Origin of the sequence: Streptomyces sp. MS19, from assembly GCF_047200595.1 — a bacterium.
Taxonomy (GTDB): Bacteria; Actinomycetota; Actinomycetes; order Streptomycetales; family Streptomycetaceae; genus Streptomyces.
Window position 1 is genome coordinate 20,376 of the sequence record NZ_JBJZOH010000025.1, and the last position, 24,977, is coordinate 45,352.

Annotated in this window: 28 protein-coding genes; 12 read left to right on the top strand and 16 right to left on the bottom strand. The window is 73.5% G+C overall.

Annotation, left to right across the window (positions count from 1 at the left end; genetic code table 11):
• Positions 1 to 8 precede the first annotated feature (8 nt).
• Positions 9 to 1,577, top strand: coding sequence for a glycoside hydrolase family 3 protein (locus ACL02R_RS21410; protein WP_412798580.1), 1,569 nt, complete (start codon positions 9 to 11; stop codon positions 1,575 to 1,577).
• Positions 1,574 to 2,638 (top strand): SIS domain-containing protein, encoded by a 1,065-nt coding sequence (locus tag ACL02R_RS21415; protein WP_412798581.1) that lies wholly within the window; start codon positions 1,574 to 1,576, stop codon positions 2,636 to 2,638. The genes ACL02R_RS21410 and ACL02R_RS21415 overlap by 4 nt, the downstream gene beginning before the upstream one ends.
• Before the next feature lie 32 nt (positions 2,639 to 2,670).
• Here the strand turns inward: ACL02R_RS21415 and ACL02R_RS21420 are convergent, their stop codons facing one another.
• Positions 2,671 to 3,429, bottom strand: a complete 759-nt coding sequence (locus ACL02R_RS21420) for an SDR family oxidoreductase (RefSeq protein WP_412798582.1) — start codon at positions 3,427 to 3,429, stop codon at positions 2,671 to 2,673.
• A gap of 85 nt (positions 3,430 to 3,514) precedes the next feature.
• Between ACL02R_RS21420 and ACL02R_RS21425 the strand changes: the two genes are divergently transcribed.
• A complete protein-coding gene (locus ACL02R_RS21425) occupies positions 3,515 to 4,117 on the top strand; it encodes a TetR/AcrR family transcriptional regulator (protein ID WP_412798583.1) in 603 nt (200 codons plus the stop codon).
• A 413-nt stretch (positions 4,118 to 4,530) separates the two neighbouring features.
• The gene (locus ACL02R_RS21430; RefSeq protein ID WP_412798626.1) at positions 4,531 to 6,015 is read left to right on the top strand and encodes a sensor histidine kinase; all 1,485 of its coding nucleotides are present in this window, start codon (positions 4,531 to 4,533) and stop codon (positions 6,013 to 6,015) included.
• Between the two features lie 213 nt (positions 6,016 to 6,228).
• Here the strand turns inward: ACL02R_RS21430 and ACL02R_RS21435 are convergent, their stop codons facing one another.
• Both ACL02R_RS21435 and ACL02R_RS21440 read right to left on the bottom strand, forming a co-directional pair.
• Positions 6,229 to 6,486, bottom strand: coding sequence for a WhiB family transcriptional regulator (locus tag ACL02R_RS21435; RefSeq protein WP_062206726.1), 258 nt, complete (start codon positions 6,484 to 6,486; stop codon positions 6,229 to 6,231).
• A 295-nt stretch (positions 6,487 to 6,781) separates the two neighbouring features.
• Positions 6,782 to 7,750: a diacylglycerol/lipid kinase family protein gene (locus ACL02R_RS21440; protein ID WP_412798584.1), complete on the bottom strand. Its 969-nt coding sequence runs from the start codon at positions 7,748 to 7,750 to the stop codon at positions 6,782 to 6,784.
• Positions 7,751 to 7,812: 62 nt separating this feature from the next.
• On the opposite strand from ACL02R_RS21440, the gene ACL02R_RS21445 reads away from it, so the two are divergent.
• Positions 7,813 to 8,244: a hypothetical protein gene (locus ACL02R_RS21445; RefSeq protein WP_412798585.1), complete on the top strand. Its 432-nt coding sequence runs from the start codon at positions 7,813 to 7,815 to the stop codon at positions 8,242 to 8,244.
• A 24-nt stretch (positions 8,245 to 8,268) separates the two neighbouring features.
• Here the strand turns inward: ACL02R_RS21445 and ACL02R_RS21450 are convergent, their stop codons facing one another.
• From ACL02R_RS21450 to ACL02R_RS21460, 3 genes are all read right to left on the bottom strand, one after another.
• Entirely contained in the window at positions 8,269 to 9,189 is a 921-nt protein-coding gene (locus tag ACL02R_RS21450; protein ID WP_412798586.1) for an RNA polymerase sigma factor SigF, read from the bottom strand.
• Positions 9,190 to 9,227: 38 nt separating this feature from the next.
• On the bottom strand, positions 9,228 to 9,641 hold the full coding sequence (locus ACL02R_RS21455; protein ID WP_362961677.1) for an anti-sigma regulatory factor: 414 nt from the start codon (positions 9,639 to 9,641) through the stop codon (positions 9,228 to 9,230).
• Between the two features lie 272 nt (positions 9,642 to 9,913).
• Positions 9,914 to 10,402 (bottom strand): NUDIX domain-containing protein, encoded by a 489-nt coding sequence (locus ACL02R_RS21460; RefSeq protein ID WP_412798587.1) that lies wholly within the window; start codon positions 10,400 to 10,402, stop codon positions 9,914 to 9,916.
• Between the two features lie 134 nt (positions 10,403 to 10,536).
• Here ACL02R_RS21460 and ACL02R_RS21465 point away from each other — a divergent pair, with 134 nt between their 5' ends.
• Positions 10,537 to 10,956 (top strand): four-helix bundle copper-binding protein, encoded by a 420-nt coding sequence (locus ACL02R_RS21465; RefSeq protein ID WP_412798588.1) that lies wholly within the window; start codon positions 10,537 to 10,539, stop codon positions 10,954 to 10,956.
• A gap of 10 nt (positions 10,957 to 10,966) precedes the next feature.
• Here ACL02R_RS21465 and ACL02R_RS21470 read toward each other — a convergent pair whose 3' ends face one another.
• From ACL02R_RS21470 to sodN, 3 genes are all read right to left on the bottom strand, one after another.
• Positions 10,967 to 11,803: an SAM-dependent methyltransferase gene (locus ACL02R_RS21470; RefSeq protein WP_412798627.1), complete on the bottom strand. Its 837-nt coding sequence runs from the start codon at positions 11,801 to 11,803 to the stop codon at positions 10,967 to 10,969.
• Positions 11,804 to 11,905: 102 nt separating this feature from the next.
• On the bottom strand, positions 11,906 to 12,658 hold the full coding sequence (locus tag ACL02R_RS21475; protein ID WP_412798589.1) for a hypothetical protein: 753 nt from the start codon (positions 12,656 to 12,658) through the stop codon (positions 11,906 to 11,908).
• A 168-nt stretch (positions 12,659 to 12,826) separates the two neighbouring features.
• Positions 12,827 to 13,222 carry a superoxide dismutase, Ni gene (sodN, locus tag ACL02R_RS21480; protein WP_412798590.1) on the bottom strand — a complete coding sequence of 132 codons (396 nt, stop codon included), beginning with the start codon at positions 13,220 to 13,222 and terminating at the stop codon, positions 12,827 to 12,829.
• Positions 13,223 to 13,400: 178 nt separating this feature from the next.
• On the opposite strand from sodN, the gene sodX reads away from it, so the two are divergent.
• Complete coding sequence (gene sodX, locus ACL02R_RS21485) at positions 13,401 to 13,784, top strand: nickel-type superoxide dismutase maturation protease (protein WP_362961669.1); 384 nt, start codon at positions 13,401 to 13,403, stop codon at positions 13,782 to 13,784.
• Here sodX and ACL02R_RS21490 read toward each other — a convergent pair.
• Entirely contained in the window at positions 13,697 to 14,317 is a 621-nt protein-coding gene (locus ACL02R_RS21490) for a CGNR zinc finger domain-containing protein (protein ID WP_412798591.1), read from the bottom strand. The two genes, sodX and ACL02R_RS21490, sit on opposite strands and share 88 nt — an antisense overlap.
• A gap of 78 nt (positions 14,318 to 14,395) precedes the next feature.
• On the opposite strand from ACL02R_RS21490, the gene ACL02R_RS21495 reads away from it, so the two are divergent.
• On the top strand, positions 14,396 to 15,169 hold the full coding sequence (locus ACL02R_RS21495; RefSeq protein WP_412798592.1) for a class I SAM-dependent methyltransferase: 774 nt from the start codon (positions 14,396 to 14,398) through the stop codon (positions 15,167 to 15,169).
• A gap of 55 nt (positions 15,170 to 15,224) precedes the next feature.
• Here ACL02R_RS21495 and ACL02R_RS21500 read toward each other — a convergent pair whose 3' ends face one another.
• Positions 15,225 to 16,448 carry an NAD(P)-dependent malic enzyme gene (locus tag ACL02R_RS21500; RefSeq protein ID WP_412798593.1) on the bottom strand — a complete coding sequence of 408 codons (1,224 nt, stop codon included), beginning with the start codon at positions 16,446 to 16,448 and terminating at the stop codon, positions 15,225 to 15,227.
• A gap of 477 nt (positions 16,449 to 16,925) precedes the next feature.
• On the opposite strand from ACL02R_RS21500, the gene ACL02R_RS21505 reads away from it, so the two are divergent.
• The 3 genes from ACL02R_RS21505 to ACL02R_RS21515 are packed head-to-tail and all read left to right on the top strand — an operon-like array spanning position 16,926 to position 19,625.
• Positions 16,926 to 17,882: an ABC transporter substrate-binding protein gene (locus tag ACL02R_RS21505; protein WP_412798594.1), complete on the top strand. Its 957-nt coding sequence runs from the start codon at positions 16,926 to 16,928 to the stop codon at positions 17,880 to 17,882.
• A 13-nt stretch (positions 17,883 to 17,895) separates the two neighbouring features.
• Positions 17,896 to 18,843 (top strand): amino acid ABC transporter permease, encoded by a 948-nt coding sequence (locus ACL02R_RS21510; protein ID WP_412798595.1) that lies wholly within the window; start codon positions 17,896 to 17,898, stop codon positions 18,841 to 18,843.
• A 29-nt stretch (positions 18,844 to 18,872) separates the two neighbouring features.
• Positions 18,873 to 19,625 carry an amino acid ABC transporter ATP-binding protein gene (locus ACL02R_RS21515; protein ID WP_362961891.1) on the top strand — a complete coding sequence of 251 codons (753 nt, stop codon included), beginning with the start codon at positions 18,873 to 18,875 and terminating at the stop codon, positions 19,623 to 19,625.
• Between the two features lie 21 nt (positions 19,626 to 19,646).
• On the opposite strand, the gene ACL02R_RS21520 is transcribed toward ACL02R_RS21515, so the two are convergent.
• On the bottom strand, positions 19,647 to 20,171 hold the full coding sequence (locus tag ACL02R_RS21520) for a GNAT family N-acetyltransferase (protein WP_412798596.1): 525 nt from the start codon (positions 20,169 to 20,171) through the stop codon (positions 19,647 to 19,649).
• Between the two features lie 160 nt (positions 20,172 to 20,331).
• On the opposite strand from ACL02R_RS21520, the gene ACL02R_RS21525 reads away from it, so the two are divergent.
• Positions 20,332 to 21,294, top strand: coding sequence for a zinc-binding dehydrogenase (locus ACL02R_RS21525; protein WP_412798597.1), 963 nt, complete (start codon positions 20,332 to 20,334; stop codon positions 21,292 to 21,294).
• Between the two features lie 226 nt (positions 21,295 to 21,520).
• Here the strand turns inward: ACL02R_RS21525 and ACL02R_RS21530 are convergent, their stop codons facing one another.
• The 4 genes from ACL02R_RS21530 to ACL02R_RS21545 form a co-directional block, all read right to left on the bottom strand.
• Positions 21,521 to 22,396 (bottom strand): alpha/beta fold hydrolase, encoded by an 876-nt coding sequence (locus tag ACL02R_RS21530; protein WP_412798598.1) that lies wholly within the window; start codon positions 22,394 to 22,396, stop codon positions 21,521 to 21,523.
• Between the two features lie 113 nt (positions 22,397 to 22,509).
• Entirely contained in the window at positions 22,510 to 23,430 is a 921-nt protein-coding gene (locus tag ACL02R_RS21535) for a PadR family transcriptional regulator (protein ID WP_412798599.1), read from the bottom strand.
• Position 23,431: 1 nt separating this feature from the next.
• Positions 23,432 to 24,289, bottom strand: coding sequence for a DUF4097 family beta strand repeat-containing protein (locus tag ACL02R_RS21540; protein WP_412798600.1), 858 nt, complete (start codon positions 24,287 to 24,289; stop codon positions 23,432 to 23,434).
• A gap of 215 nt (positions 24,290 to 24,504) precedes the next feature.
• Positions 24,505 to 24,678, bottom strand: coding sequence for a DUF6104 family protein (locus tag ACL02R_RS21545; RefSeq protein ID WP_362961647.1), 174 nt, complete (start codon positions 24,676 to 24,678; stop codon positions 24,505 to 24,507).
• Between the last annotated feature and the right edge of the window lie 299 nt (positions 24,679 to 24,977).

Sequence of the window (24,977 nt, forward strand, 5' to 3'; positions counted from 1 at the left end):
ACCCCGCCATGACGACCGTGGTCCCCGCATCCGACACCCTCACCCGTGACGCGCTGGCCGTGCTCCAGCCGACGTTCACCGGCACCACGACCGCCCCCGACTGGCTGCTGCGCCAGCTGGACAACGGCATGACGGGCGTCGGCCTCTTCGGCCGCAACGTCGTCTCGGCCGAGCAGTTGGCCGGTCTCACCGCCCAGCTGCGTTCCGCCAGACCCGACGTCATCGTGGCCGTGGACGAGGAGGGCGGCGACGTCACCCGCCTTGAGGTGCACGGCGGCTCGTCGTTCCCCGGCAACCACGCCCTCGGCAGCGCCGACGACACCGACCTGACGCGCCGGGTCGCCGCCGAGCTGGGCCGCCGGCTGGCCGAGTGCGGCGTCACCCTCAACTGGGCGCCGTGCGCGGACATCAACTCCGACCCGGACAACCCGGTCGTCGGCGTCCGCTCCTTCGGCGACGACCCGCAGCTCGTCGCCCGCCACACCGTCGCGTACGTCGAGGGGCTCCAGAGCGCGGCCGTCGCCGCCTGCGTGAAGCACTTCCCGGGGCACGGCAACACCAATGTGGACTCCCACCACGCGCTGCCCCGCATCGACATCGACCTGGAGACCCTGCACGCGCGGGAGCTGGTCCCCTTCAAGGCGGCCATAGCGGCGGGCGCGCGCAGCGTCATGAGCGCGCACATCCTGCTGCCCGCCCTCGACACCGAGCGCCCCGGCACCCTCAGCAGCGCCGTGCTGACGGGCCTGCTGCGCGCGCCGGAGAGCGAGGGCGGCCTCGGCTACGACGGACTGATCATCTCCGACGCGATCGAGATGAAGGCCGTCGCCGACGCGTACGGCCTCGACCGTGGCTGCGTCCTCGCCGTCGCCGCCGGGGCCGACGCGCTGTGCATCGGCGGCACCCCGTCGGACGAGGCGGAGGTCCTGCGCCTGCGCGACGCGCTGGTGTCGGCCGTCCGCTCGGGCGAGCTGCCCGAGGAGCGGCTGCACGACGCGGCGGAACGGGTACGCGCCCTCGCCCGCTGGACGGCCACCGAGCGCGGGCGTGTCCTGGCCGGCGCCGCCGCGGACACCACGCCCGACGGCATCGGCCTCGTCGCCGCCCGCCGCGCCGCCCGCGTCACCCTGGCCGGCGGCGCGCGCACCGTCGAGCCGCTGACCCGCGCCCCGTACGTCGTCTCGTTCAGCGCGGGGGCGAACATGGCGGCCGGCGACCAGACGCCCTGGGGCGTCGCCGCCGAACTGGGCCGCTTCCTGCCGGAGACGGCCGCCGTCGGCCACACCGCGGCCGACGCCGAGCGCCTGGGCACGGACGGCCTGACCGCCGCCGTGCTGGCGGCGGCGGGGGACCGGCCGCTGGTGATCGTCGTCCGCGACGTGCACCGCCACCCGTGGATGACCGCCGCGCTCGGCGCGCTGGTCACCGCCAGGCCCGGTGCCTTCGTCGTCGAGATGGGCGTCCCGCACGCCGCCCCGGTGGGCGCCGTCCACATCGCCACCCACGGAGCCTCACGCGTCTGCGGCCGGGCGGCGGCCGAGATCATCACCGGCGCCCCGGAGGTCGCCGCCCGATGAGCGAGCACAACTCCCAGCCCGGCCCCGGCCGGATCATGGCGGCCGAGATCGCCGAACAGCCCGCCGTCCTGCGCCGCCTCCTCACCGAGGGCGCGGGCCCCATCCGGGAGACGGCGGCCCGCATCGCGGCCCGCGAGCCGCGCTTCGTGCTGCTCACGGCACGCGGGACCTCCGACAACGCGGCGCTCTACGCCAAGTACCTCCTGGAGATCCTGCTGGGCAAGCCCTGCGGTCTCACCTCGATGTCCACGACGACGGCCTACGGCGCGAAGCCCGACCTGGCCGGCTGCCTGGTCGTCACCGTCAGCCAGTCGGGCGGGTCGCCCGACCTGGTGGCCTCCACGCTGGCGGCGCGGGAGGCCGGGGCGATCACGCTCGCGGTCACCAACAACGCGGCGTCCCCGCTGGCGGAGGCCGCCGAGTACCACATCGACGTGCTGGCCGGTCCTGAGCGCGCCCTGCCCGCCACCAAGACGTACACCGCCGAACTGCTGGCCCTCTACCTCTTCGTCGAGGGGCTGCGCGGCGGCGACGGCGCGGCGGCGGCCCGCGACCTCCCCGCGCTCGCCGAGGAGATCATCGGCCGGGCACCGGAGGTCAGGCAGCTCGCCGGACGCTACCGCTTCGCCGAACGCATGGTCCTCACCTCCCGCGGCTACGGCTATCCGACGGCGAAGGAGGCGGCGCTGAAGCTGATGGAGACCAGCTACATCCCCGCCCTCTCCTACTCGGGGGCCGACCTGCTGCACGGCCCGCTGGCGATGGTGGACAACGTCTCGCCGGTCATCGCGATCGTGACCGACGGGCGTGGGGGAGAGGCGCTCCAGCCGGTCCTCGACCGCCTGCGGGACCGGGGCGCGGACCTGGTGGTCATCGGCCCGAAGGCCCAGGTGGACGCGGCCTCGGCCGGCTTCGCCCTGCCGACCGCCGGTGTCCCGGAGGAGCTCCAGCCGATCCTGGAGATCATTCCCCTCCAACTGCTCGCCCACGAGGTCACCCTGGCCCGCGGCCAGGACCCCGACGCCCCCCGGGCACTGGCCAAGGTCACCGAGACCCGCTGACCGCTCCTTCCTCGCAGGCCCCGGCGGCGTCCTCAGAGCAGGGCGCCGCCGGTCGCGTCGATCCACTGCCCGGTCACCCAGCGGCTGCTGTCCGAGGCGAGGAACGCGGCGACGTCCGCGACATCCTCCGGCTGCCCTATCCGCCCGAACGGCGACATCGCGGCCGTCCCCTGCCGCGCCTCCTCGTCCCCCCGCAGCCAGTCCGCGTTGATGTCGGTGTCGATGACGCCGGGCGCCACCGCGTTGACCGTGATGCCGCGCGGTCCCAGCTCCTTGGCCAGCGCGACCGTGAAGCTGTCCATCGCTCCCTTGGTCATCGTGTAGGCCGCGATGTCGGGCATCATCCCGGGCCGGCTCGTCAGGCCCGTCGAGACGTTGATGATCCGTCCGCCGGCCCGCAGTCGCCGCAGGCCCTGCTGGACGAGGAAGAAGGGCGCCCGCACGTTCACCGCGAACACGCGGTCGAAGTCCTCGGCGGCCGTCCCGGCGACGCCGTTCCGCCCGCCGTTGATCCCGGCGTTGTTCACGATCACGTCCACGCCGTCCGTCTCCGCGTCGAATGCCTTCCACAGGGCCTCCACGTCGCCGGGCACCCCGAGCGGGGCCCGCAGCGGGAACGCGCTGCCGCCCGCCGCCTCGATCGACGCGACCGTCTCCCGGGCCGCCGCGTCGTCCCTCGCGTAGTGCACCGCCACCCGGGCGCCGTCGCGCCCAAGACGCTGCGCGATCGCCCGTCCGATGCCCCTGCTTCCCCCGGTGACCAGGGCCGTCCTGCCTGCGAGCGCGTTCATGCCGCCGCCCCCTCGTCTTTCTCTAGCGGTCGCTACAGAAAGAACCCTAGCAGCAGTTCTCTAACGAGCGCTATAGAATCGGTCCATGGCGACGAGACAGCGCGGACGACCCCGGTCCTTCGACCGTGAGACGGCCCTCGGGCAGGCGGTGACGGTCTTCTGGGAGCACGGCTACGAGACGACGTCCGTCGCCGACCTGACGCGCGCCATGGGGATCGGCGCGCCCAGCCTCTACGCAGCGTTCGGGGACAAGAAGACGCTGTTCGAGGAGGCCGTGGAGTTCTACGGCCGGCACCAGGGCAGCTACATGGGGCGCGCTCTCGCGGAGGAGCCGACGGGCACGGCCGCCGTCAGCCGCATGCTGCGGGAGGCGGCTGAGGTCTTCACCGCGCCGGACTGCCCGCACGGCTGCATGGTCATCTCGGCCGCCGTGAACTACCAGGACTCGGGCGAGGACGTCGCCTCGGGCCTGCGCGACATGCGGAACCGCAACCTGCGGATCATCGAGTCCCGGATCAGGGAGGACCTGACCGCCGGGCTGCTGCGCGAGGGCACCGACCCCGCCGCCCTCGCGCGCTTCGTCGGCACCGTCCTCCAGGGCATGAGCCAGCAGGCGCGCGACGGCGCGACGCGTTCGGAGCTGGAAGTGGTGGCGGAGATCGCGCTGAGCGCCTGGCCCGCCGCCTGACGGCCGGGGAACGGCCCCGGGAACACCCGCGGGCCGCGGCGCCGTGGAGGGACCCTCAGCCCTCTCGGCACCGCAGCCCGGAGCGATTACGGGCCCAGGACGCCGTCAGGGCAGATAGCGCCGGGGCCTCGCTCTGCCCTCCTGTGCGGGGAGAGCAGAAGACGTGCGGTCGTTTCCTTATTCTGTCCCGGTTCCGCGCTCCGTGTCCATGCTCTGAAGACACTTCCTCGCCCCGCCCCCGGCCCGCTGTCACGTCTTGACCGGACACGGCCTGCTCGCGCACCGCCCGGCCGCGAGCGGCACCGGGGAACGCGCCGATGGCGCACCGGAGCGGGAAAGGGCGCGCGGGCAGCCGCGCCCGCCGTCCGGGTGCCCCTTCGCGCGCCCCCGGTAAGCTCGCCGGTGTGCCCTCCATGAACGACCTCGTCCGCCAGCACACCGACCTCGGGGAAGCCGACCTCGACTGGCTCCACCTGCTGGTGTCCGAGTGGCAGCTCCTCTCCGACCTGTCCTTCGCGGACCTGGTCCTCTGGCTGCCCACCCGCGACGGCACCCGCTACGTCTCCGTCGCCCAGATGCGGCCCAACACCGGGCCCACCTCCTACCAGGACGACATGGTCGGCCACCTCGTCCCGCGCGGCCGCCGCCCGCTCCTCGACGTGGCCCACGACGAGGGCCGCATCGTCCGCGAGGGCGACCCCGAGTGGCGCGAGGAGGTGCCGGTCCGCGTCGAGTCGATCCCGGTCCGCCGCGAGGGCCGCGTCCTGGGCGTCATCGCGCGCAACACCAACCTCCTCACCGTCCGCACCCCGAGCCGCCTGGAGCTGACCTACCTCCAGAGCGCCTCCGACCTGGCGCAGATGATCGCGGGCGGCACCTTCCCGTTCCCCGGCCAGCAGGTGGGCATGGACCGGGCGCCCCGCGTCGGCGACGGCTTCATCCGCCTCGACGCGGACGGCGTCGTCCAGTACGCCAGCCCGAACGCCCTGTCCGCCTATCACCGGCTCGGCCTGGCCGCCGACCTCGTCGGCCTGCCGCTCGGCCCCACCACCGCCGAACTCGCCCCCACCCGCGGCCCCGTGGACGAGTCCCTGGTCAAACTGGCCAGCGGCTGGGCGCCGCGCGAGGCGGAGATCGAGGGCGACGAGTGCGTCGTCCAGCTGCGCGCCATCCCGCTCAAGCCCAAGGGCGAGCGGATCGGCTCCCTCATACTCCTGCGGGACGTCACCGAACTGCGCCGCCGCGAGCGCGAGCTGATGACCAAGGACGCGACGATCCGCGAGATCCACCACCGCGTGAAGAACAACCTCCAGACCGTCGCCGCGCTGCTGCGCCTCCAGGCCCGCCGGATCGGCGCCACCGGGGACGACAGCGCCCGCGCGGCGCTGGAGGAGGCGGTGCGCCGCGTCGGCTCCATCGCCATCGTGCACGAGACGCTGTCCCAGAACCTGGACGAGCGCGTGGAGTTCGACGAGATCGCGGACCGCGTCATCGCGATGGTCGCCGAACTCTCCCCGGACGGACGGGTGTCGGGCCGCCGCACCGGCCGCTTCGGCATCCTCGACGCGGAGACCGCCACCCCGCTGTCCATGGCGCTCACCGAGGTGTTGCAGAACGCGCTGGAGCATGGCTTCGGGCCGGGGGAGCGGGGCGCGATCGAGGTGGGCGCCACCCGGAGCGCGGCGCGGCGTGACGCGGGCCGGCTGCTCGTCACCGTCCAGGACGACGGCAGGGGACTGCCGCCCGGCTTCGACCCGCACAGCGACGGCAACCTCGGCCTCCAGATCGTACGGACGCTGGTGGAGGGCGAGTTGGGCGGCCGGTTCGACATGGTCCCGGTCCCCGGGGGCGGCACGCGGGTCGTGCTCGACCTGCCGCTGGACGAGCGGAAGCGGTGACGCCGCACGGCCGGCACAGCCACAGCACGGCCCGGACAGCACGGCCTGGACAGCACAGCCCGGACAGCACAGAGCCCCGCCTCGCGACGGTCGATCGTCGCGGGACGGGGCTCGAACGCTGTTGCGCGGTCGGCACCTGTCGTGGTGCTGCGCGTGCTGCGGCTCGGGGCAGCAGTGACGAACCGGGCGGTCCGCCGGGCGTGGGCCGCCCGCTCAGGCGGTGGCCTTGCGCGCCCGGTTGCGAGCGGCGCGACGCTTCATCGCACGGCGCTCGTCCTCGCTCATTCCGCCCCAGACACCGGAGTCCTGGCCGGACTCAAGGGCCCACTGCAAGCACTGCTCCATGACGGGGCAGCGGCGGCAGACGGCCTTGGCTTCCTCGATTTGCAGCAGCGCGGGACCGGTGTTGCCGATGGGGAAGAACAGCTCGGGGTCTTCCTCGCGGCAAACGGCGCTGTGACGCCAGTCCATGTCTGCTCCATCTCCTGCACGTTGCAGTTACATTGCTTGTGAATGTGAACGCTTTCACGAATCCCTGGACAAATAAAGAGCCACAGCTCAGTCTGGGGAGGGATTCGGGCTCTCAAGGGGGCCGATGTCCCGGCCGTCCCGATCGCCATGAAGAGGTTCGCAAACCTCGGCGGCGGATACAACCCCTTCCGGAAAGTTTTTTTTGAATCCTTGGTGTCGCCTACCTCACAGCCCTACTTCCCTCGGGTGGAGTCTGCGCTAAACGTTCGAGTAGAAGGAGTTTCCGCCCTTCCGCTCACACAATCACACGCAGTGCATGGCGTACGCCTGTGAACGAGACACTGGTTCGCAGTCCCAGGTGGTCACCATCAAGCTGAAACGGCAGCGGCACCTGGGATTGCAAGGTGAAGTCCGTCTCGTCGTGCAGGGAGACGACATGTCTCCCGTGCGGGCCCCGCTCGGGCGAGGAGAGCAGCAGCTGGGTGGCGTACCGCGACACCGCGGACGACGAGAGCCGGGTCAGACCCAGCAGGTCGAGCCCGGTGTCGAAGGAGGCGGCGGGCGTGGCATGAATGGCACGGTTACCCAGGTACGTCCACGGTGATGTGTTGCAGACGATGGAAAGTGCGAGACCTTCCACCGGATCATGGCCGGCCCGCAGCAGTGAGATCACACCGCGCCTGCGCGTCGGGTCGCCGAGGAAGTGCCGCATCACCTGCCGGACGTACAGCGCGTGCGTCGAACGCTTCCCCCGCTCCCGCTGCGACTCCACCCGCCCGATCACCCCGGCGTCGAAGCCGAGCCCCGCGCAGAACGTGAACCACCGCCGGGGCACACCCTCGTCCGGCGTGCCGGGCGTCCCCGAGGCGAGGCCGAGGCCCACGGACCGCTCGCTGCCCGCGTGCAGCGCGTCGAGCAGCGCCCCCGTCGCCTCCACCGCGTCGTTGGGCAGCCCGAGGGCGCGGGCGAACACGTTGGTCGAGCCGCCGGGGACGACGGCGAGGCGGGGAAGTTCCCCCGTATCGGGGCCGTGGTGCAGCAGTCCGTTGACGACCTCGTTGACGGTGCCGTCGCCGCCGAGGGCGATCACGACGTCCGCCGCGCCCTGCTCCGCCGCGCGTCGGGCCAGGTCACGGGCGTGGCCCCGGAAGGCCGTCAGCGCGACGTCCAGCTTGACCTCGCTCGCCAGCGCGTGCGTCAGCACGTCACGCATCCGCGCACTGGTGGTGGTGGCGACAGGGTTGACCACGAGAAGTGCGCGCATGGGATGCAGCGTACCCAGGCGGGCCCGGCGGCCGTGCCGACGGTCCGCTATACCCTGGCGGGGTGAGCGAGAAGACCGCAGGCGGGCAGGGTCCCGCCGCCACCGACCGTCCCCGCCGGGTGGGCGCCGCGGCCGTGCTGTGCGGCGTCCAGGGCGCCGTGATCGCCGTCCTCGGGGGCGTGATGCTGGTCCTCACCGTGACCGGCGACCCGGACGACCGGCGTCAGGCGCTCGCCGGTGCCGTGACGGCGCTCGCCCTCGGCGTGCTGCCCCTCGCCGCCGGGCACGGGCTGTGGCGGCTGCGGCGCTGGAGCCGCGGACCGGCGGTGATCGTCCAGCTGCTCGGCCTGCCGGTGGCCTGGACGCTGCTCGGCAGCGGCGGACTGTGGCCGGTCGCGGCGGTCGCGCTCGCCGTCTCGGCGCTCGCCGTGCTGGCCTGCCTGATCAACCCGACGGCCACCGAGGCGCTCGGCATCGGCCCGCGCGAGGCGTGACACCGGGGCGTGCCCCGGCGCCCGTCACTCCTCGACCAGCAGCTTGTCGCGCAGCTGCGCCAGCGTCCGCGCCAGCAGGCGGGAGACGTGCATCTGGGAGATGCCGACCTCCTGCGCGATCTGCGACTGCGTCATGTTCCCGAAGAAGCGCAGCAGCAGGATCTTCTTCTCGCGCGGCGGCAGTTCCTCCAGCAGCGGCTTGAGGGACTCGCGGTACTCGACGCCTTCGAGCGCGTCGTCCTCCGCGCCCAGGGTGTCCGCCACGGCGGGGGACTCGTCGTCGGTGTCGGGGACGTCGAGGGACAGCGTGCTGTACGCGTTCGCCGACTCCAGCCCTTCGAGGACGTCCTCCTCCGAGATGTTGAGGCGCTGCGCCAGCTCGTGGACCGTCGGGGCCCTGCCGTGCTGCTGGGACAGCTCCGCCGTCGCCGTGCTGAGCGAGAGCCGCAGCTCCTGGAGGCGGCGCGGCACCCGTACCGCCCAGCCCTTGTCGCGGAAGTGCCGCTTGATCTCGCCGACCACGGTCGGCGTGGCGTAGGTGGAGAACTCCACGCCACGCTCGGGGTCGAAGCGGTCCACCGACTTGATCAGGCCGATCGTGGCGACCTGGGTCAGGTCGTCGAGCGGCTCGCCGCGGTTGCGGAAGCGGCGTGCCAGGTGCTCGACCAGCGGCAGGTGCATGCGCACCAGGGTGTTGCGCAGTTCGGCGCGCTCCGGCGACCCCTCGGGCAGCCCGCGCAGCTCGACGAACAGTTCGCGCGCGGCGCCGCGGTCGTGCGGGTCGGGCGCGGCCCGGCGTGGTACGGATTCCACCGGATGCCCGGCGGCCTGGGACTCGTCGTCAGGTCCCGGCCGTACGGAGTGCCCGGTCTGGGCGGGCTCCGGCTGGCCCGGAATGGTACGCGCCGCCTGCTCGACCCCGTCCAGCTCGTTCAGCTCGTTCACCTCGGCCCCCTCGTCCCGTGGCGGCCCCTGCGCGCCGGTCACGGCGCTCCGGGGGCGGCGCCGCGCTTCTTGTGCAGGCTGATGCTGACCGTGCGGTCCTCCGCGACGGTCGATTCGACCTCACCCGCCAGCGCGGTCAGGACGGTCCAGGCGAACGTGTCCCGTTCGGGGGCGTGCCCCTCCGTGGTGGGGGCCGAGACCGTGACCCGCAGCGCGTCGTCCACCAGCGTGAACACGCAGTCGAGGACACTCCCCGGCTTCGCCTGCTGGAGGAGGATCGCGCACGCCTCGTCGACCGCGATGCGCAGGTCCTCGATCTCGTCCAGGGTGAAGTCGAGCCGGGCCGCGAGACCGGCCGTGGCCGTCCGCAGCACCGACAGATAGGCACCCTCCGCCGGCAGCCGGACTTCGACGAAGTCCTGCGATCCGGGCTCACCTGGGATTGGGGACACCCTCACCTCCACAGAGACTCACACAGATTGAGCGCGCACGTGCATCGCCGGGATGCGCCGACGCGCCCTGCGACGCTACCGCGATCCACAGCATGCTGTCGCCTGGCCCGAGTTGTGATTGATCGTCCTGACCACCTTGGCGGTATTACTCATCGTAATGCATTCGGTGCGTAGTGTGGCCATGGGGGTGACGTCAATTCCTCGCATCGCTCGTGGCGTTGTACGCGCGGAACGCCATGATCGATAAATCGTACTGCGCCCCGGGCAACGGTTCAGTCCCAGCCGTGGAGGGTGAGGCCGGGAGCGCCGCGCAGGCAGCGCTCGATCACCTGGTCCGTCGAGAAGACCAGTCCGGCGGGGAGTTGGGAGACCGGGAACCAGCGCACCTCGGCGTGCTTGTCCGGTTCCGCGTTGTACGCCGTGCCGGTCCAGCGTTCCGCGGTGAAGATGACGGTGAGGAAACCGGCGGGTGCCTCCGCGCCCTTCGCGCCGTGCACGACGTGGCGCAGCGCGAGATCGGCCGGATCGACCACCAGACCGGTCTCCTCCCCGAGTTCGCGCGCGGCCGCGGCCGTGACCGGCTCGCCCGGGTCGCACTTGCCGACGGGCAGGTCCCACAGCCCGCGCCCGAACTTCGCCCGCGGGCCGCGCTGGAGGAGCAGCACGCGGTCGTCCGCGCGGTCGAGCACGACGACCGCGGCGGCCAGCAGGGTCATGGAGGCGGTGGCGGGCGGCAGGGCGGGCGCGTTCGGTTCGGTCACGCGGCCAGGGTAGCCACCGCCGGTGGGGGGAGCGGCGGGGGGCGGCGACCCGGTGTGAGGGGGCGCGACAGGGCGTGGCGCCTGGTTTCGTCCCCCGCGACGCGGGCTACCCAGGGTGCCGGAGGTGGTTCGGCATGACCACGGTCGACGACACGCTGAAGGACATGCTGCGCGCCCACCCGGGCGGGAAGGGCGCGCTGGACGAGGACCTGATCGCCCGCTGCGTCGAGGAGTGCGACCGCTGCGCACGCGCCTGCACGGCGTGCGCCGACGCCTGCCTGGCCGAGGGCGAGGTCGAACGGCTCGCGGCGTGCATCCGGCTCGACCTCGACTGCGCCGACGTCTGCGACGTCACCGCGCGGCTCGTGTCCCGCCACACCCCGGACGGCGCCGACCTGACGCGCGCGCAGGTGGAGGCGTGCGCGCTCGCCTGCGCCGCCTGCGCGGCGGAGTGCGAGCGGCACGCCGCCGCGCACGAGCACTGCCGGCTGTGCGCGGAGGCGTGCCGGGCCTGTGAGCGGGCGTGCAGCGACCTGCTGGCCGCCGGGCTGTGACGGGCGGGCTTCAGCCGCGCTTGACGGCGACGCCCCCGTACATCGCGATGTTCCGGTCGGTGATGCGGCCCTCGTCGGGGTCGTTCGCCGGGTCGGGGTGCCAGTGGTGGACAAGGGTGACGCCCGGGTCGAGCAGGTCGAGGCCGTCGAAGAAGCGCTCCGTCTCGGCGCGGTCCCTGATCTGGAGCGGGATGCCCCGCGCGTTGTACTCGCGGCCCACGCCCGCGACGGCCTCCGGGTCCGTGTCGCCGGTGAAGACCGTCAGGGCCAGGAAGCTGCCGGGCGCCAGCTCGTCCATGATGCGGCGCACGAGGCCCTGGGGGTCGTCCTCGTCGAGCACGAAGTGGACGATCGCGATGAGCGAGAGCGCCACCGGCTGCTTGAGGTCGAGCACCTCCTGGAGGGCCTGCGCGCCGAGGAGGGAGTCGAGATCGCGCAGGTCGGCGTCGAGGTAGGCGGTGCGGCCCTCGGGGGTGCTGCGCATCAGGGCGCGGGCGTGGGTGAGGACGATCGGGTCGTTGTCGGCGTAGACGACGCGGGCGTCGGGGGCGAGTTCCTGGGCGACCTCGTGGAGGTTCGGCCGGGTGGGGATGCCCGTGCCGATGTCGAGGAACTGCCGTACGCCGTGCTCGGTGACGAGGCGCCGGACGACGCGGTGCATGAAGAAACGTGTCTGCCGCATGGAGACCGGCAGGCTGGGCCACGCCGCGACGGACGCGTCCCCGGCGGCGCGGTCGGGGTCGTAGTTCGTCTTCCCGCCGAGCAGGTAGTCGTACACCCGCGCCGAGTGCGGCACGTCGGTCCGCAGGTCGATCTGCTTCGGCTGCTCCGACGGCTGTCGGGACATCCACTCGGAGGACCCTGCTGCCATGACTGCCCACCCACCTTTCCGCAAGCCCGTCGCCCCGCGGCGATGAGCCCGCGGCGTGGGGATCATCGTAACGAATGATCAAGGGATTTCCGGGAGTTGGGGATGCGCGGTGTCGGACCGGTGCGCGCGGCCGTCGATCACCACGCGCGCCGTCTCCTGCCCGCCGGACAGCGCGTCGTCGATGCGCGAGCGGATCTCCCCGGCCAGGGCGTACGTGGCGGCCGAGGCGCCCGGGTCGTGCTGCACGTGCCACAGCGCGTCGATGACGGCGATCAGCGTGCGGCCCGACAGCTGCGCCTCCACCGTCCCGTCCTCGCGCTCCACCACCTCCGCGGGGAGCCTGAAGTGCTCCGCGCGCGCCGCGTGTTCGACGACGAACGACCAGGTGTCGCGGTGGCAGACCACCCCGGCGCGCGCGACCCCCGCGGCGCGCGCGAACAGGTCGTGGCACTCCTCCGCCGCCGCCGGCGGGCGCGCCGCGCGGGCGTCCCGCGCCTCGCGCTCGGCGAGCCTGGCCTCGGCCTCCGCCCGCCGCATGTCGAGGATCTCCCTCAGCGCGCGTTCCGCGGCGGTGCGTTCGGCGCTCAGCAGGGCGCGCAGCTCGGGCAGCTGCGCGTCGAGCGCGGTGCGCGCGCCGTTCACGCGGGAGCCCAGCTCGTACCGCAGCGTCTCGTTGTCCTGGTGCAGCTGGGCGAGCTTCTCGGCGAGCAGGCCCACGACCTCGGCCCTGATGCCGCGCATCTCCTCGCGGACCTCGGCGAGCTGGGCCTCCATCTGCCCGACGCGCTGCCGCAGCGCGTCCTCCTCACCCCGGCTGCCTCGCCCGGCCATGTGTCTGCCCCCTCCGTGGCGCCGTACCGGCGGTTGTGTGTGGCGGCAGCATGCTCCCCGCGCGGACGGCGGGTGACGCGGCGAATTCGAGACAATCACACCTTTCCGCACCACTTCACCCTGGGTGTCGTGCGGGCCGGGGCGTACGGGCCGGGGGTGTGTCCCGGCTCAGGCCTTCTTGGTCTCCCAGAAGATCTTGTCGATCTGGGCGATGTAGTCGAGGGCCTTCTGGCCGGTGGCCGGGTCGGTGGAGCCCTTGGCGGCGCTCAGCGCCTTCAGGGTCTCGTTGACCAGCTGGTGCAGCTCCGGGTACTTCTCGAAGTGCGGGGGCTTGAAGTAGTCACTCCAGAGCACCGACACGTGGTGCTTGGCCAGCTCGGCCCGCTCCTCCTTGATGACCGTCGCACGGGTGCGGTAGTGCGGGTCGTCGTTGGCCTGGTACTTCTCCTGGATGGCCTTGACGGACTCCGCCTCGATGCGGGCCTGCGCGGGGTCGTAGACGCCGCACGGGAGGTCGCAGTGGGCGCTGACCTTCACCGTGGGGGCGAACAGGCGGGAAAGCATGTGAGCCGTCCTTCCTCGTGATCGTCTTCTCCCGGGTGACACTACTCCGTGCAGGGCCGGTTTTCCTGGCCGACCCGATCCATGCGGCGGGGCGTAGGACGAAAGTCCGGGCGCCCGTCGGACCACCGGCCGAGCGTGCGGAAGGGCCTGCGGGCGGCCGGGCGAGGGAAGGAGCGCGATGAGGCTGGGGCTCGCGGACGTGTACAACCCGTCGATGCTGCCGACGCTGCGGCCGGGCGACCGGCTGCTGCTCGGGTACGGCGCGCGCGTCCGCCCCGGGCACGTGGTGGTCGTGCGCCACCCGTTCCAGCACGACCTGCTGATCGTGAAGCGCGCGGCGGAGCGGCGCGACGGCGGCTGGTGGGTCGTGGGGGACAACTCCGAGGTGACGAACGACAGCCGCGAGTTCGGCGTCGTCCCGGACGGGCTCGTCGTCGCGCGGGCGGTGCTGCGGCTGCGGCTGCCGCTGCGGCATCAGCGGTCGCCGCTGTCCGTGCTGGCCTGGCTCCCCTCCGCGGTCGTCCCGCTGACGGCGCGCTCGCGGCGTTTGCGGGCGCGGTAGGCGGCGACGTTGGCCCGGGTCGTGCAGCGGTCGGAGCAGTAGCGGCGGGAACGGTTCGTGGACGTGTCGATGTACGCGTTGCGGCAGCTGTCCGCCTCGCAGATGCCGAGACGGTCCGCGCCCATCTCGGTGAGCTGGAAGGCCAGGCCCATGCAGGCGATCGCCGCGTAGCCCGCCGTGGCGCTCGACGGGTGCTCGGCGAGGTGCATGTGCCAGCGGGGGCGGCCCGCGTCGTCGAGGTAGTCGTGTCCCGAGATCTGCGGGCTGGCCGGGTATTCGAGCAGCAGGGCGTTGAGCAGGTCCACGGCCGTCACCTCGTCCCCGTCCGACGCCGCCGTGAAGACGGCGCGCAGGCGGTTGCGCACGCCGCGCAGGCGCGTCACGTCGGCCTCCCCGGCGCGGCGGGCGGCGTGCTGGGCCGCGCCGAAGAGCGCGCGCACGGCGTCGACCGAGGTCAACGTGTCGGTCCCGCGCAGGGGTTCCTCGGTGTTCACGAGCCGCACGGCGTAGTCGGCGTAATAGGTGAGTTCCACTTGTGTTCCTTACGGAAGCGCCTTAGGGTCCACACTGTACTTGTAAGGGGTGCAGCCCGGTGTGGGTTGTTACTTGTCATGGCGTGGGAGACGGGCATGGACTGGCAGGGCTGGCAGGAGAGCTGGGACCGGCAGCAGGAGTGGTACCTCCCGGACCGCGAGGAGCGGTTCCGCGTGATGCTCGACTCCGTGGCGGCGCACGCGGGGGACCGCCCGCGCGTCCTCGACCTGGCGTGCGGCACGGGCAGCATCACGCGGCGGCTCCTGGAACGCTTCCCCGGCGCCGCCGGCACGGGCGTCGATCTCGACCCGGCGCTGCTGACCATCGCGCGCGGCACGTTCGAGGGGGACGAGCGGGTCACCTTCGTCCAGGCGGACCTGACCGGCGCCGACTGGCCGGCGGCGCTGCCGTACGCGTCCTACGACGCCGTCGTCACGGCCACCGCCCTGCACTGGCTCCCCGAGGAGCCGCTGCGGACGCTGTACGGGCAGCTCGCCGGCGTCCTGCGGCCCGGCGGCGTCTTCCTGAACGCCGACCACATGCCCGACCCCTCCACGCCCCGGATCAACGCGGCGCACGAGGCGTTCGAGAAGGCCCGGCAGGAGCGCGAGAAGGCCGAGGGCGTGCTCGACTGGGCCGGCTGGTGGCGGGAGGTCGCCGCCGCGCCGGAACTGGCGGACGCCGCGCGTGAACGTTTCGCCCTCCTCGGCGACCCCGCCGACGGGCACGACGGCGAGGACCACTACCACGCGCCCGACTGGCACGCGCGTGTCCTGCGCGAGTCGGGCTTCGCCGAGGCGCGCACCGCCTGGGCGTCGCTCACCGACGCGCTGGTCCTCGCCCTGCGCTGAGCCGTGTGCACGGTCCCGCACGCCGCGGCGTGCGGGACCGCGCACGTACGGCGCGTCAGCGCGTGACGCCCTCCGAGATCGCCGCCTTCGCCACCGCGTCGGCCACCGCGGGGGCGACCCGCGGGTCGAACGGCGACGGAATCACCTGTTCGGGTGACAGCTCGTCGGCGATGACCGCCGCCAGCGCCTCGGCCGCGGCGAGCTTCATGCCCTCGGTGATCCGCGTCGCCCGCACGCGCAGCGCGCCCGCGAAGATGCCGGGGAACGCCAGGACGTTGTTGATCTGGTTCGGGAAGTCGCTGCGCCCGGTGGCGACGACCGCCGCGTACCGCGCCGCGACCTCCGGGTGGATCTCCGGGTCCGGGTTGGCCATGGCGAAGACGAACGCGCCCGGCGCCATCGTCGCCACCGCCGCCTCCGGCACCGTCCCGCCGCTGACGCCGACGAACACGTCCGCCCCGGCCAGCGCGTCCGCCAGCGAGCCGGTGCGCCCGGCCGGGTTGGTGAGCGCCGCGAGGTCGCGCTTGACGTCCGTCAGGTCGGCGCGGTCCGCCGACACGATGCCGCGCCGGTCGCAGACGACGACATCGGTCACACCCGCGCCCAGCAGGATGCGGGCGATGGCGACCCCGGCGGCCCCCGCCCCCGAGATGACGACCCGCAGCCCGGGGAGGGCACGGCCGGTGAGGCGGGCGGCGTTGCGCAGCGCGGCCAGCGTGACGACGGCGGTGCCGTGCTGGTCGTCGTGGAACACCGGGATGTCCAGGAGGTCCTGGAGCCGCCGCTCGATCTCGAAGCAGCGGGGCGCCGCGATGTCCTCCAGGTTGATGCCGCCGAACGACGGGGCGAGCCGGGCGACGGTCGCGACGATCTCGTCCGGGTCGCGGCAGTCCAGCGCGATCGGGACGGCGTCCACGTCGCCGAACTGCTTGAAGAGGATCGCCTTGCCCTCCATCACGGGCAGCGACGCCTCGGGCCCGATGTCGCCGAGGCCGAGGACGGCGCTGCCGTCCGTGACGACCGCGACGGTCCGCGACTTCCAGGTGTACTCATGGACCAGCTCGGGCTGTTCGGCGATGGCGGCGCAGACGCGGGCGACACCGGGCGTGTAGGCGAGGGACAGATCGGCCGCGTCCCGCACCGGGACGGTCGCGCGGACGGCCATCTTGCCGCCCCGGTGCAGTTCGAACGCCGGATCGGGGGCCGCGTCGGGCCCCCCGGTGTGTGGCCGTCCGGTGTCCGGCTGCTCGGCGCGAGGGCTGATGATCTCCGATGCCACTGTGGATGACCCCTTATGACGTGACTGACTGAGGGTGGGCGCTTCCCGGTCGGGAAGCGGGCGGGCACCACGTCCGCTCGGATGGCGAGCGGACGCCGGACGCGTCGCACAGGGCGCCCGGGTCCCCGGGTGAGGGGCGTAACCGTTCGTTCTACCTGATCGGACGGTCCGCGCACGAGCGCGGTCGAGGACCGGACACCGCGCACGGGGGCGGGGACGCGCCCCAGCGTGCCCGCCACGGCTGAAGAGCGGCTGCCGTTCGGCTGAAGAGGGGGGCGTGCGCCCTGGTGTGCGCGGGGCGCGGGTGAACGGGCGCGCGCCAGGTGTCCGTTATCCGATCTTGATGTCCGGGCCTGCCGAAGTCCGGGGCGCTGATGGCAGGATGCTCGCCATTGCGTATCCCCGCACCCCGTCGTGACACCCGATGACGCGTGCCCGGCTGCCTCGGACGCTCCGTGACCCCTGGAGGACGACGCCATGACCCCCCGTACCACCGCACGAGGCAACCGCCGCCTGGCCGCGGCCGGTTCGCTCGCCGCGGCCGCCGTGCTGCTGCTCACCGCCTGCGGCGACCAGACCGACGACGCGTCCGGCGGTGACGCCTCCGAGGGCGCCACGGAGGAGCCGTCGGGCGACGCGCCCGCCGACGACCTGTCGGCCCTGCTGCCCGCCGACATCAGGGAGAGCGGCCGGATCGAGGTCGGCTCGGACATCGCGTACGCGCCGATCGAGTACTACGACGAGAACGACGAGGTCACCGGCATCGACCCGGCGATCGCCGCCGCGCTCGGCGAGGTGCTCGGCGTCGAGTTCGTGTTCACCAACGGCACGTTCGACGGTCTCGTCCTGGGCATGAACAGCGGCCGGTACGACGTCATCATGTCGGCGATGACCGACACGGCGGAGCGCCAGCAGGGCGTCAGCGAGGACGCCGAAGGCGGCGCCGACTTCGTCAACTACTTCCAGGCCGGCTCCTCGATCCTCGTCCCCGCGGGCAACCCCGAGGGCATCGGCGGCGTCGAGGACCTGTGCGGCCTGGCCGTCGCCGCCCAGCAGGGCACGGCGAACGAGGCCATCGTCGAGGAGCAGCAGGCCGCCTGCGACGAGCCGATCGAGCCGATCGTCAACGACGTGGACTCCGACTCCATCACCGCGCTCCAGACCGGCCGGGCGGACGCCGTGATCACCGACTTCCCCGTCGCGCTGTACAACGAGCGCGAGGCGGGCGGCGGCGAGCTGTTCGAGGTCGTCGGCGAGCAGATGGACGCCGCGCCGTACGGCATCGCCGTCCCCAAGGACAACCCGGAGCTGCGCGACGCGCTCCAGGCCGCGATGCAGCGGATCATCGACGACGGGACGTACGCCGGGGTGCTCGCCGAGTGGGGCGCCGAGACCGGCGCGATCACCGAGGCGACCGTCAACGCCGGCTCCTGAGCGGCGGCCCGGCGTGAGCGAGACACACGGGACGGGCGAGGCGGGCGGCCCGGCGGAGCGCGTGCCCCCCGAGGCGATCCTGGCCGTGCCGGTGCGCCACTGGGGGCGCGTGGCGGGCGCGGTCGTGGCGCTGGTGGTGCTCGGGCTGATCGTCTGGGCGTTCGCCGGTGCGGAGAGCATCCAGTGGGACGTGGTGGGGGAGTACCTCACGGACGGCACGGTCGTCGAGGGCGCGCTGCGCACGCTGTGGATCACCGTCGCCTCGATGGCGCTCGGCGTGGTCCTCGGCGTCCTGCTGGCGGTGATGCGTCTGTCCGACAACCAGGTGCTGTCCGGCGTGGCCTGGGGCTACATCTGGTTCTTCCGCGGCACGCCGGTGCTGGTGCAGCTGTTCCTCTGGTACAACCTGGCGCTCGTCTTCCCGATCCTCGATCTCGGCTTCTACCGCGACGAGATGAACGACGTCATGACCCCGTTCCTCGCCGCGCTCCTCGGGCTCGGGCTCAACGAGGCGGCGTACATGGCGGAGATCGCGCGGGCGGGCGTGCTGTCCGTGGACCACGGGCAGACGGAGGCGTCGCACGCGCTCGGCATGAGCCGCGCGCGGACGATGCGCCGCATCGTGCTGCCGCAGGCGATGCGCGTCATCATCCCGCCGACGGGCAACGAGTTCATCAACATGCTGAAGACCTCGTCGCTCGTCTCCGGCATCCAGTACCAGGAACTGTTCCGCGCGGGTGACACGATCAGCTCCCGCAACCTCGCCGTCATGGAAATGCTGCTGGTCGTGACGGTCTGGTACCTCTTCCTGACCACCGTCTTCTCCATCGGGCAGTACTACCTGGAGCGGCACTACGCGCGTGGCTCCCAGCGGGCGCTGCCGCCCACGCCGTGGCAGCGCGTCAGGACGAACCTCGGCACGTTCCGCACCAGGAGCGCGGTCCGGAAGGAGACGACATGAGCGCGCCGCCCGGCGCCGCACGGCCGCCGATGGTGAGGGCCGAGCGCGTCCACAAGTCGTTCGGGCCCGTCGAGGTGCTGCGCGGCATCGACCTGGAGGTGCGGGCGGGCGAGGTGTGCTGCGTCGTCGGCCCCTCGGGGTCGGGCAAGTCCACGTTCCTGCGCTGCGTCAACCACCTGGAGAAGATCACCGCGGGCCGCCTGTCCGTGGACGGCGCGCTCGTCGGCTACCGGCAGCGCGGCGACCGGCTGTACGAGATGCGCGAGCGCGAGGTCGCCGCCCAGCGGCGCGACATCGGCATGGTCTTCCAGCGCTTCAACCTCTTCCCGCACATGACGGCCGCCGAGAACGTGATGGAGGCGCCGGTCCAGGTCAAGGGCGTGCGCCGGGCGGAGGCCAGGGAGCGCGCGGCGCGGCTGCTGGAGCGCGTCGGGCTCGCCGACCGCATGGGGGCCTACCCGGCGCAGCTGTCCGGCGGGCAGCAGCAGCGGGTGGCGATCGCCCGCGCGCTGGCGATGGAGCCCAAGCTGATGCTCTTCGACGAGCCGACGTCCGCGCTCGACCCCGAACTCGTGGGCGAGGTGCTCGACGTCATGCGCGGCCTCGCCGAGGACGGCATGACGATGCTGGTCGTCACCCACGAGATGGGGTTCGCGCGCGAGGTCGGGGACTCGCTGGTGTTCATGGACGACGGCGTCGTGGTCGAGTCGGGGCCGCCCCGCGAGGTGCTGGCCGCGCCGCGCCACGAGCGGACGCGCGCGTTCCTGTCCGCCGTGCTGTGACGCCGCCCCGGCGGGCGCGCGTCAGACCGCGCGCGCCGGGTCGGCGAGCGTCCAGGTGGTGAGCGGGGCGCCGCCGTCCACGGGGGTCAGGGGGCCGCCCCGCGTCCAGCCCCAGGCGCCGTACGACGCCTGCGCCAGCCCGTCGTCCGCCGCGACCGGCGCGAGCGCGAGGGGCGCGCGGGCGCGGGACAGCAGCTGCCGCAGCAGGCCTGTGGCGACGCCCTGCCGCCTGCTGCGCGGCGCGACCAGCAGCCCGGCGACCACGAACACCTCGGGCGCGACGGGCGGTTCGGCGAACGCCGACCACCACGCGGCGTCCTCGTCCACGCGGAAGCCCCAGACGCAGCCGGCCGGGCGCGGATCGCCCGCCAGCACCATGTCGAACTCCGGTTGGCGCAGGTCGTGGTCGACGAGCCGCCGCAGGAACGCCTCGCGGTCCGCCGCGTCGGGCCCGCCCGGATGCGCCGCCGCGTACACCTCGGCGAGCGACGCGCGTTCGGTCTCGGCCTGCCAGCGCGTCAGCCGCCGCCGGAACATCGTGCTCATGACATACACCCCCGGAAACCATGGTCCCGCGTCAGCGCCGGACGGGGAACGCCGCCGCCCCCGGCAGGCAAGGTCTGCCCCGTCGCGACACTCCCCCAGCCTGGCGGCTGGGCGGTGCCCGACGGGCCCGCCTCGCCCGGCGAGGCACTAACGTGAGGACATGTTCGCAGCCTACGCCGCACGTCTCGACAAGGATCAGCCGCTGGACGGACTCGAACTGGGCGAGCGCCCCGAGCCGGCGGCGCCGCCGCACTGGACCGTGGTCGATGTCAGGGCCGCGTCCCTCAACCACCACGACCTGTGGTCGCTGCGCGGCGTCGGACTCGGCGCCGGGGCGCTGCCGATGATCCTCGGCTGCGACGCGGCGGGCGTGGACGCGGACGGCGACGAGGTCGTCGTCCACGCCGTCGTCGGCGCGAACGGCCATGGCGTCGGGCCGCGCGAGCGGCGGTCGCTGCTCAGCGAGAAGTACCAGGGCACGCTGGCCGAACGGGTCGCGGTCCCGGCGTGGAACGTGGTCCCCAAGCCGCCGGAGCTGTCGTTCGAGGAGGCCGCCTGCCTGCCGACGGCCTGGCTGACCGCGTACCGCATGCTGTTCCGGGACGCCGGGGTGCGGCCCGGGGACCGGGTGCTGGTCCAGGGCGCGGGCGGCGGGGTCGCGACGGCGGCCGTCCTGCTGGGGACCGCCGCCGGGCTGCGGATGGTCGTCACCGGCCGGGACGCCGCCAAGCGCGAACGGGCGCTCGCCCTCGGCGCGGAGGAGGCGTACGCGGCGGGGGAGCGGCTGCCGTACCGGGTGGACGCGGTGCTGGAGTCGGTCGGGGCGGCGACCTGGTCGCACTCGGTCGCCTCGCTGCGGCCGGGCGGCACCCTGGTGCTGTGCGGCGCCACGTCGGGTGACGCGCCCGCGTCGGCGGAGCTGACCCGGATCTTCTACCTCGAACTGAAGGTCGTCGGGGCGACGATGGGCAGCCGCGACGAACTGGCGTCGCTGCTCGGCTTCCTCGCCACCACGGGGGTCAGGCCGCCGATCGACGCGACGCTGCCGCTGGACCGGGCGCGCGAGGCGTTCGCCCGGCTGGAACGGGGCGACGTCTTCGGCAAGCTGGTCCTGACGCCCTGAGCGGTGGGGCGCGGTGGCGCTCCGCTACCTCCCGCGCTCCCGGAGGATGGCGATCGTCACCGGCCAGTTGTCCGTACTCACCGCCGCGAGCTGGTACATACGTCGTCCCGCACGATCTGCCAGGCCACTCCGGCTGTTCAGCCTCGCTTACCCGCGATGGCGTCACCCGCACTTCCCGTGCGGCGCGTGGCGGTCCGGGGACCGTCACGCGCCGCGCCGTTCCGGATCAGGAGCCGTCCAGCACCTCGCGCAGTGTCCGCGCGAAGCCCTCCGGCTCGCCGTGCTGGCCGTACTCGCCGCCGAGGAAGCCGGCGTGATGGCTCGGGAAGACGACCGGCTCGGTGCCCAGCCGCTCCGCCACCGCCGCCGCGGCGCGGGCGCACATCTCGCCCTCCGACTCCTCGCCGGCCCCGATCACGACGCGGGTGCCCGCCGCGGCGAGCGCGGCGAAGTCGGGCCGGTAGCCGGTGCAGCCGCGCATGTTCTGGCCGAGCAGCGGGTCGTCGCGCGTGCCGTCGTCCTCGGTGGGCAGGCCGAACGCGGCCGGGTCCGGGGCCGGTCCTTCGGCCCAGCCGGCGGTGAACGGCCCCTTGTGGGTGGTCAGGGCGATGAACTTCGCCATGGCCGGGCCCATCCCCGCGCGCAGGTACGTGGCGTGGACGCCGGCGCAGGCGGCGAGCGCCGCCTCGTGGTCGGGGAGCACGGCGGCCGTCGCCGGCTCGTGCGCGACCAGCACGCGTATCGGGCCGGGGGCGGCGGCGACGAGAGCCAGCGCGTTGACGGCGCCGCCGCTGCTGGCGAAGAGGTCCACCGCGTCGGCGCCCAGCGCCTCGACGACCTGCCGCAGGTCGTCGGCGTGCTCCTCGGGCGTGGTCTCGGCGGCCCCGTCGGTGCGGGTGCTGCGGCCGGTGCCGCGCGGGTCGTAGGTGACGACCGTGCGGTCCGTGAAGTACGACGCGAGGGTGGCGAACGCGGACGCGTCCATCGGCGAGCCGAACAGGAAGAGGGGCGGGTGCCCGCCGTCCCCGGCGGTGGCGGGACGCACGTCGTAGTGGATGGTCGCGCCGTTCGTGTGCAGGGTGTGGGACGTGGCGTGGGCCATGGCTCTTCTCCTGTGCTCGGTATGCCGTTCACAGGATCAGACCGCCCGCCCCGCCGGAACTCATCGGCCGCCCGGAAGAGATTTTCCGGGCGCCCCGGCGGGGGCGGCGGCCCTCAGTCCTCCGGCGTCGCCAGCAGCGCCACGAGGTGCGCGGCCGCCGTGGAGATGTGGCGGCGGGCGGCGCGGAGCTGCTCCTGGTCGACCCCGTGGTCCCTGGCGGCGTCCCGCACCTCGTCGCGGAAGCGGTCGAGGAGGCGCTCCAGCTCGCGCGCCGGGTCGTCCACGGGCTCCTCCTCCCGCTCCTCCTCGTCCCCGCCGGGCCCGTGGGCGCCCCAGCCCGCCGCCCAGGGCGCCTCGGGGCCGCCGACCCACCGGCTCCAGCCGCCGATCTCCTGGCCGATGCCGCCCAGTCCGCCGAGGCCTTCCCGCAGGGCGCCCTGCCAGTCGCCCGAGTCTGCGTGCGACCGCACCCGTTCGTGCACCCTGCGGGCGGCCTCCTCGAACCGCCGCGCGGTGGCCTCGTCCGGCTGCCATCCGGGACCGCCGCCAGGACCCTTGCGCCCGGCGTCCCGGTCCCCGCGCCCGCGTTCGCCGCCCCGCCCGCGCGGCGACGGCCCCGGACCGCCGGACCACCCGGCCGCTCCGCCGCGTGCGGCGGCCGCCGCCTGCCTGACCTCCTCGCGCAGGTCGCGGACGGAACCGCTGACGTCCTCCCTGATGTCGGCGGCGAGCGCGGCGAGCGAGTCGTGGATCTCCCGCTCCAGCTGCGTCAGCTCCGCGTCGCGGTCGCCCAGTTCGCGGCGGCCCTCGTCGGTGAGCGTGTACACCTTCCGGCCGCCCTCCTCGGTGTGCCGGACCAGGCCCTCCGCCTCCAGCTTGGCCAGCCGCGGGTAGACGGTGCCGGCCGAGGGCGCGTAGAGCCCCTGGAAGCGCTCCTCCAGCAGGCGGATCACCTCGTAGCCGTGGCGCGGGGCCTCGGCGAGCAGCTTGAGCAGGTACAGGCGCAGACGGCCGTGGCCGAAGACTGGGGGCATGTCAGTTGTCCTTCGAGAAGGAGGCGGCACCGGCCGTCTCGGGGGCGGCCGGCGGCCTGCGCAGCAGGGTGATGGGGCCTGACACGGTGGAGCAGCGCACGCCGCTCCCGCCGGAGCCGAGCGTGCCGGACAGACTGCGGCGCGGACCCCAGCCGCTGACCGACAGGCCGGCGAACGCGGACGACACGGCGCCCACCACCGACTCCGCCGCCACGCGGGCGTGGAAACCGTCCGGCAGCCGCAGGGCCAGCTCGCCGGAGACGGACTTCAGCCGGATGTCCGCCGAGACCGCCGACGGCGCCATGTCGATCACCATGCCGCCGCTGACCGACTCGGCGACCACGGCGCCGCCGCCGTCCAGGACGGTCAGGTCGCCCGCCGCCGTGGTGAACCGCAGGCCGCCGGTCGGCCCCTGGACGTCCAGGTCGCCCGAGACGGTCTGCGCCTGCACGGGTCCTGTGGGGCCGACCAGGGTCGCGTTGCCGGTGACGGCGCGGATCTCCGTGGCCCCCGCGACGCCGCCCACCACCGCGCCCGCGTCCACGACGCCCACGCTCACCCGGCAGCCGGCCGGGACCGAGACGGAGACGACGGCGGAGCGGCGCATGCCGCGCGAACGCTGCCCGAGGAAGCCCTTCCACGTCAGGTCGTCGTACGAGACGGTCAGGCGGCCCCCCTCGCGCCGCACGGTCAGGGGCGGGCCCTGCACCTCGGAGACCTCCAGGCGCGCCGTGCGCTCGGCGGTCCCCACCACGTTCACCGTTCCGCCGACGACGCCGACGTACAGCTGCTCGACGGGCTCGTCGTCGAACGCGAGCGTGCGTGCCTCGCCGACGGACCAGGTGGACTTCGTCGCCATGGGTCTTTCCCCTATCTCTCCGCCGGCGGCGTGGTGGGCCGACCGGGCGGCACGGCACGGCACGGCTATATCGCGTCTCCCATGAGACACGATATATCGTGAACGCGCAAGGGGTGTCGCGAGCGGGCGCCCGCCCCTCGCGACCCGGGAACCGGCGGACCTGCCCCCGGCGTCTTCCAGGTCCCGGCTGTCAGTCCCGCCGTCAGTCCCCGCCGTCAGTCCTCGTCGTCGAGCCGCGCCAGCCAGGTCGCCAGCCGTTCGACGGGGACCTCGAAGTCGGGGTGGAGGTCCACGAAGACGCGCAGCTGGTCCGCGAGCCAGCCGAGGCTGACCTCCTCCTCACCCCGCCGCTGGGCGAGTTCTTCGATGCCGCGATCGGTGAAGTACACGGGATTCTCTCCGGTCAGGATTCGGGACAGGGCAGGGAGGAAAGGGCCAGGATAGGCAACTGACGGTAGCGGCGGACAACCAGGCGGACGAGCGGCGGCGAGGGGGAGCGGATGGGTGCCGGAGCCACCGGGCGCGGACGGGCCGCGGCACCCGGCACGCGCATTCCGTCCCCGGCACGGCCGCGGTCCTGGCACACTCGTATGACGGCCCATCAGCGCCCTCGCCCCGCCCGCGCCCGTCACGCGGCGGCGGGGCACGGCGCGCGGATCGGACACACGACAGCACAGGGGGCGCGCGC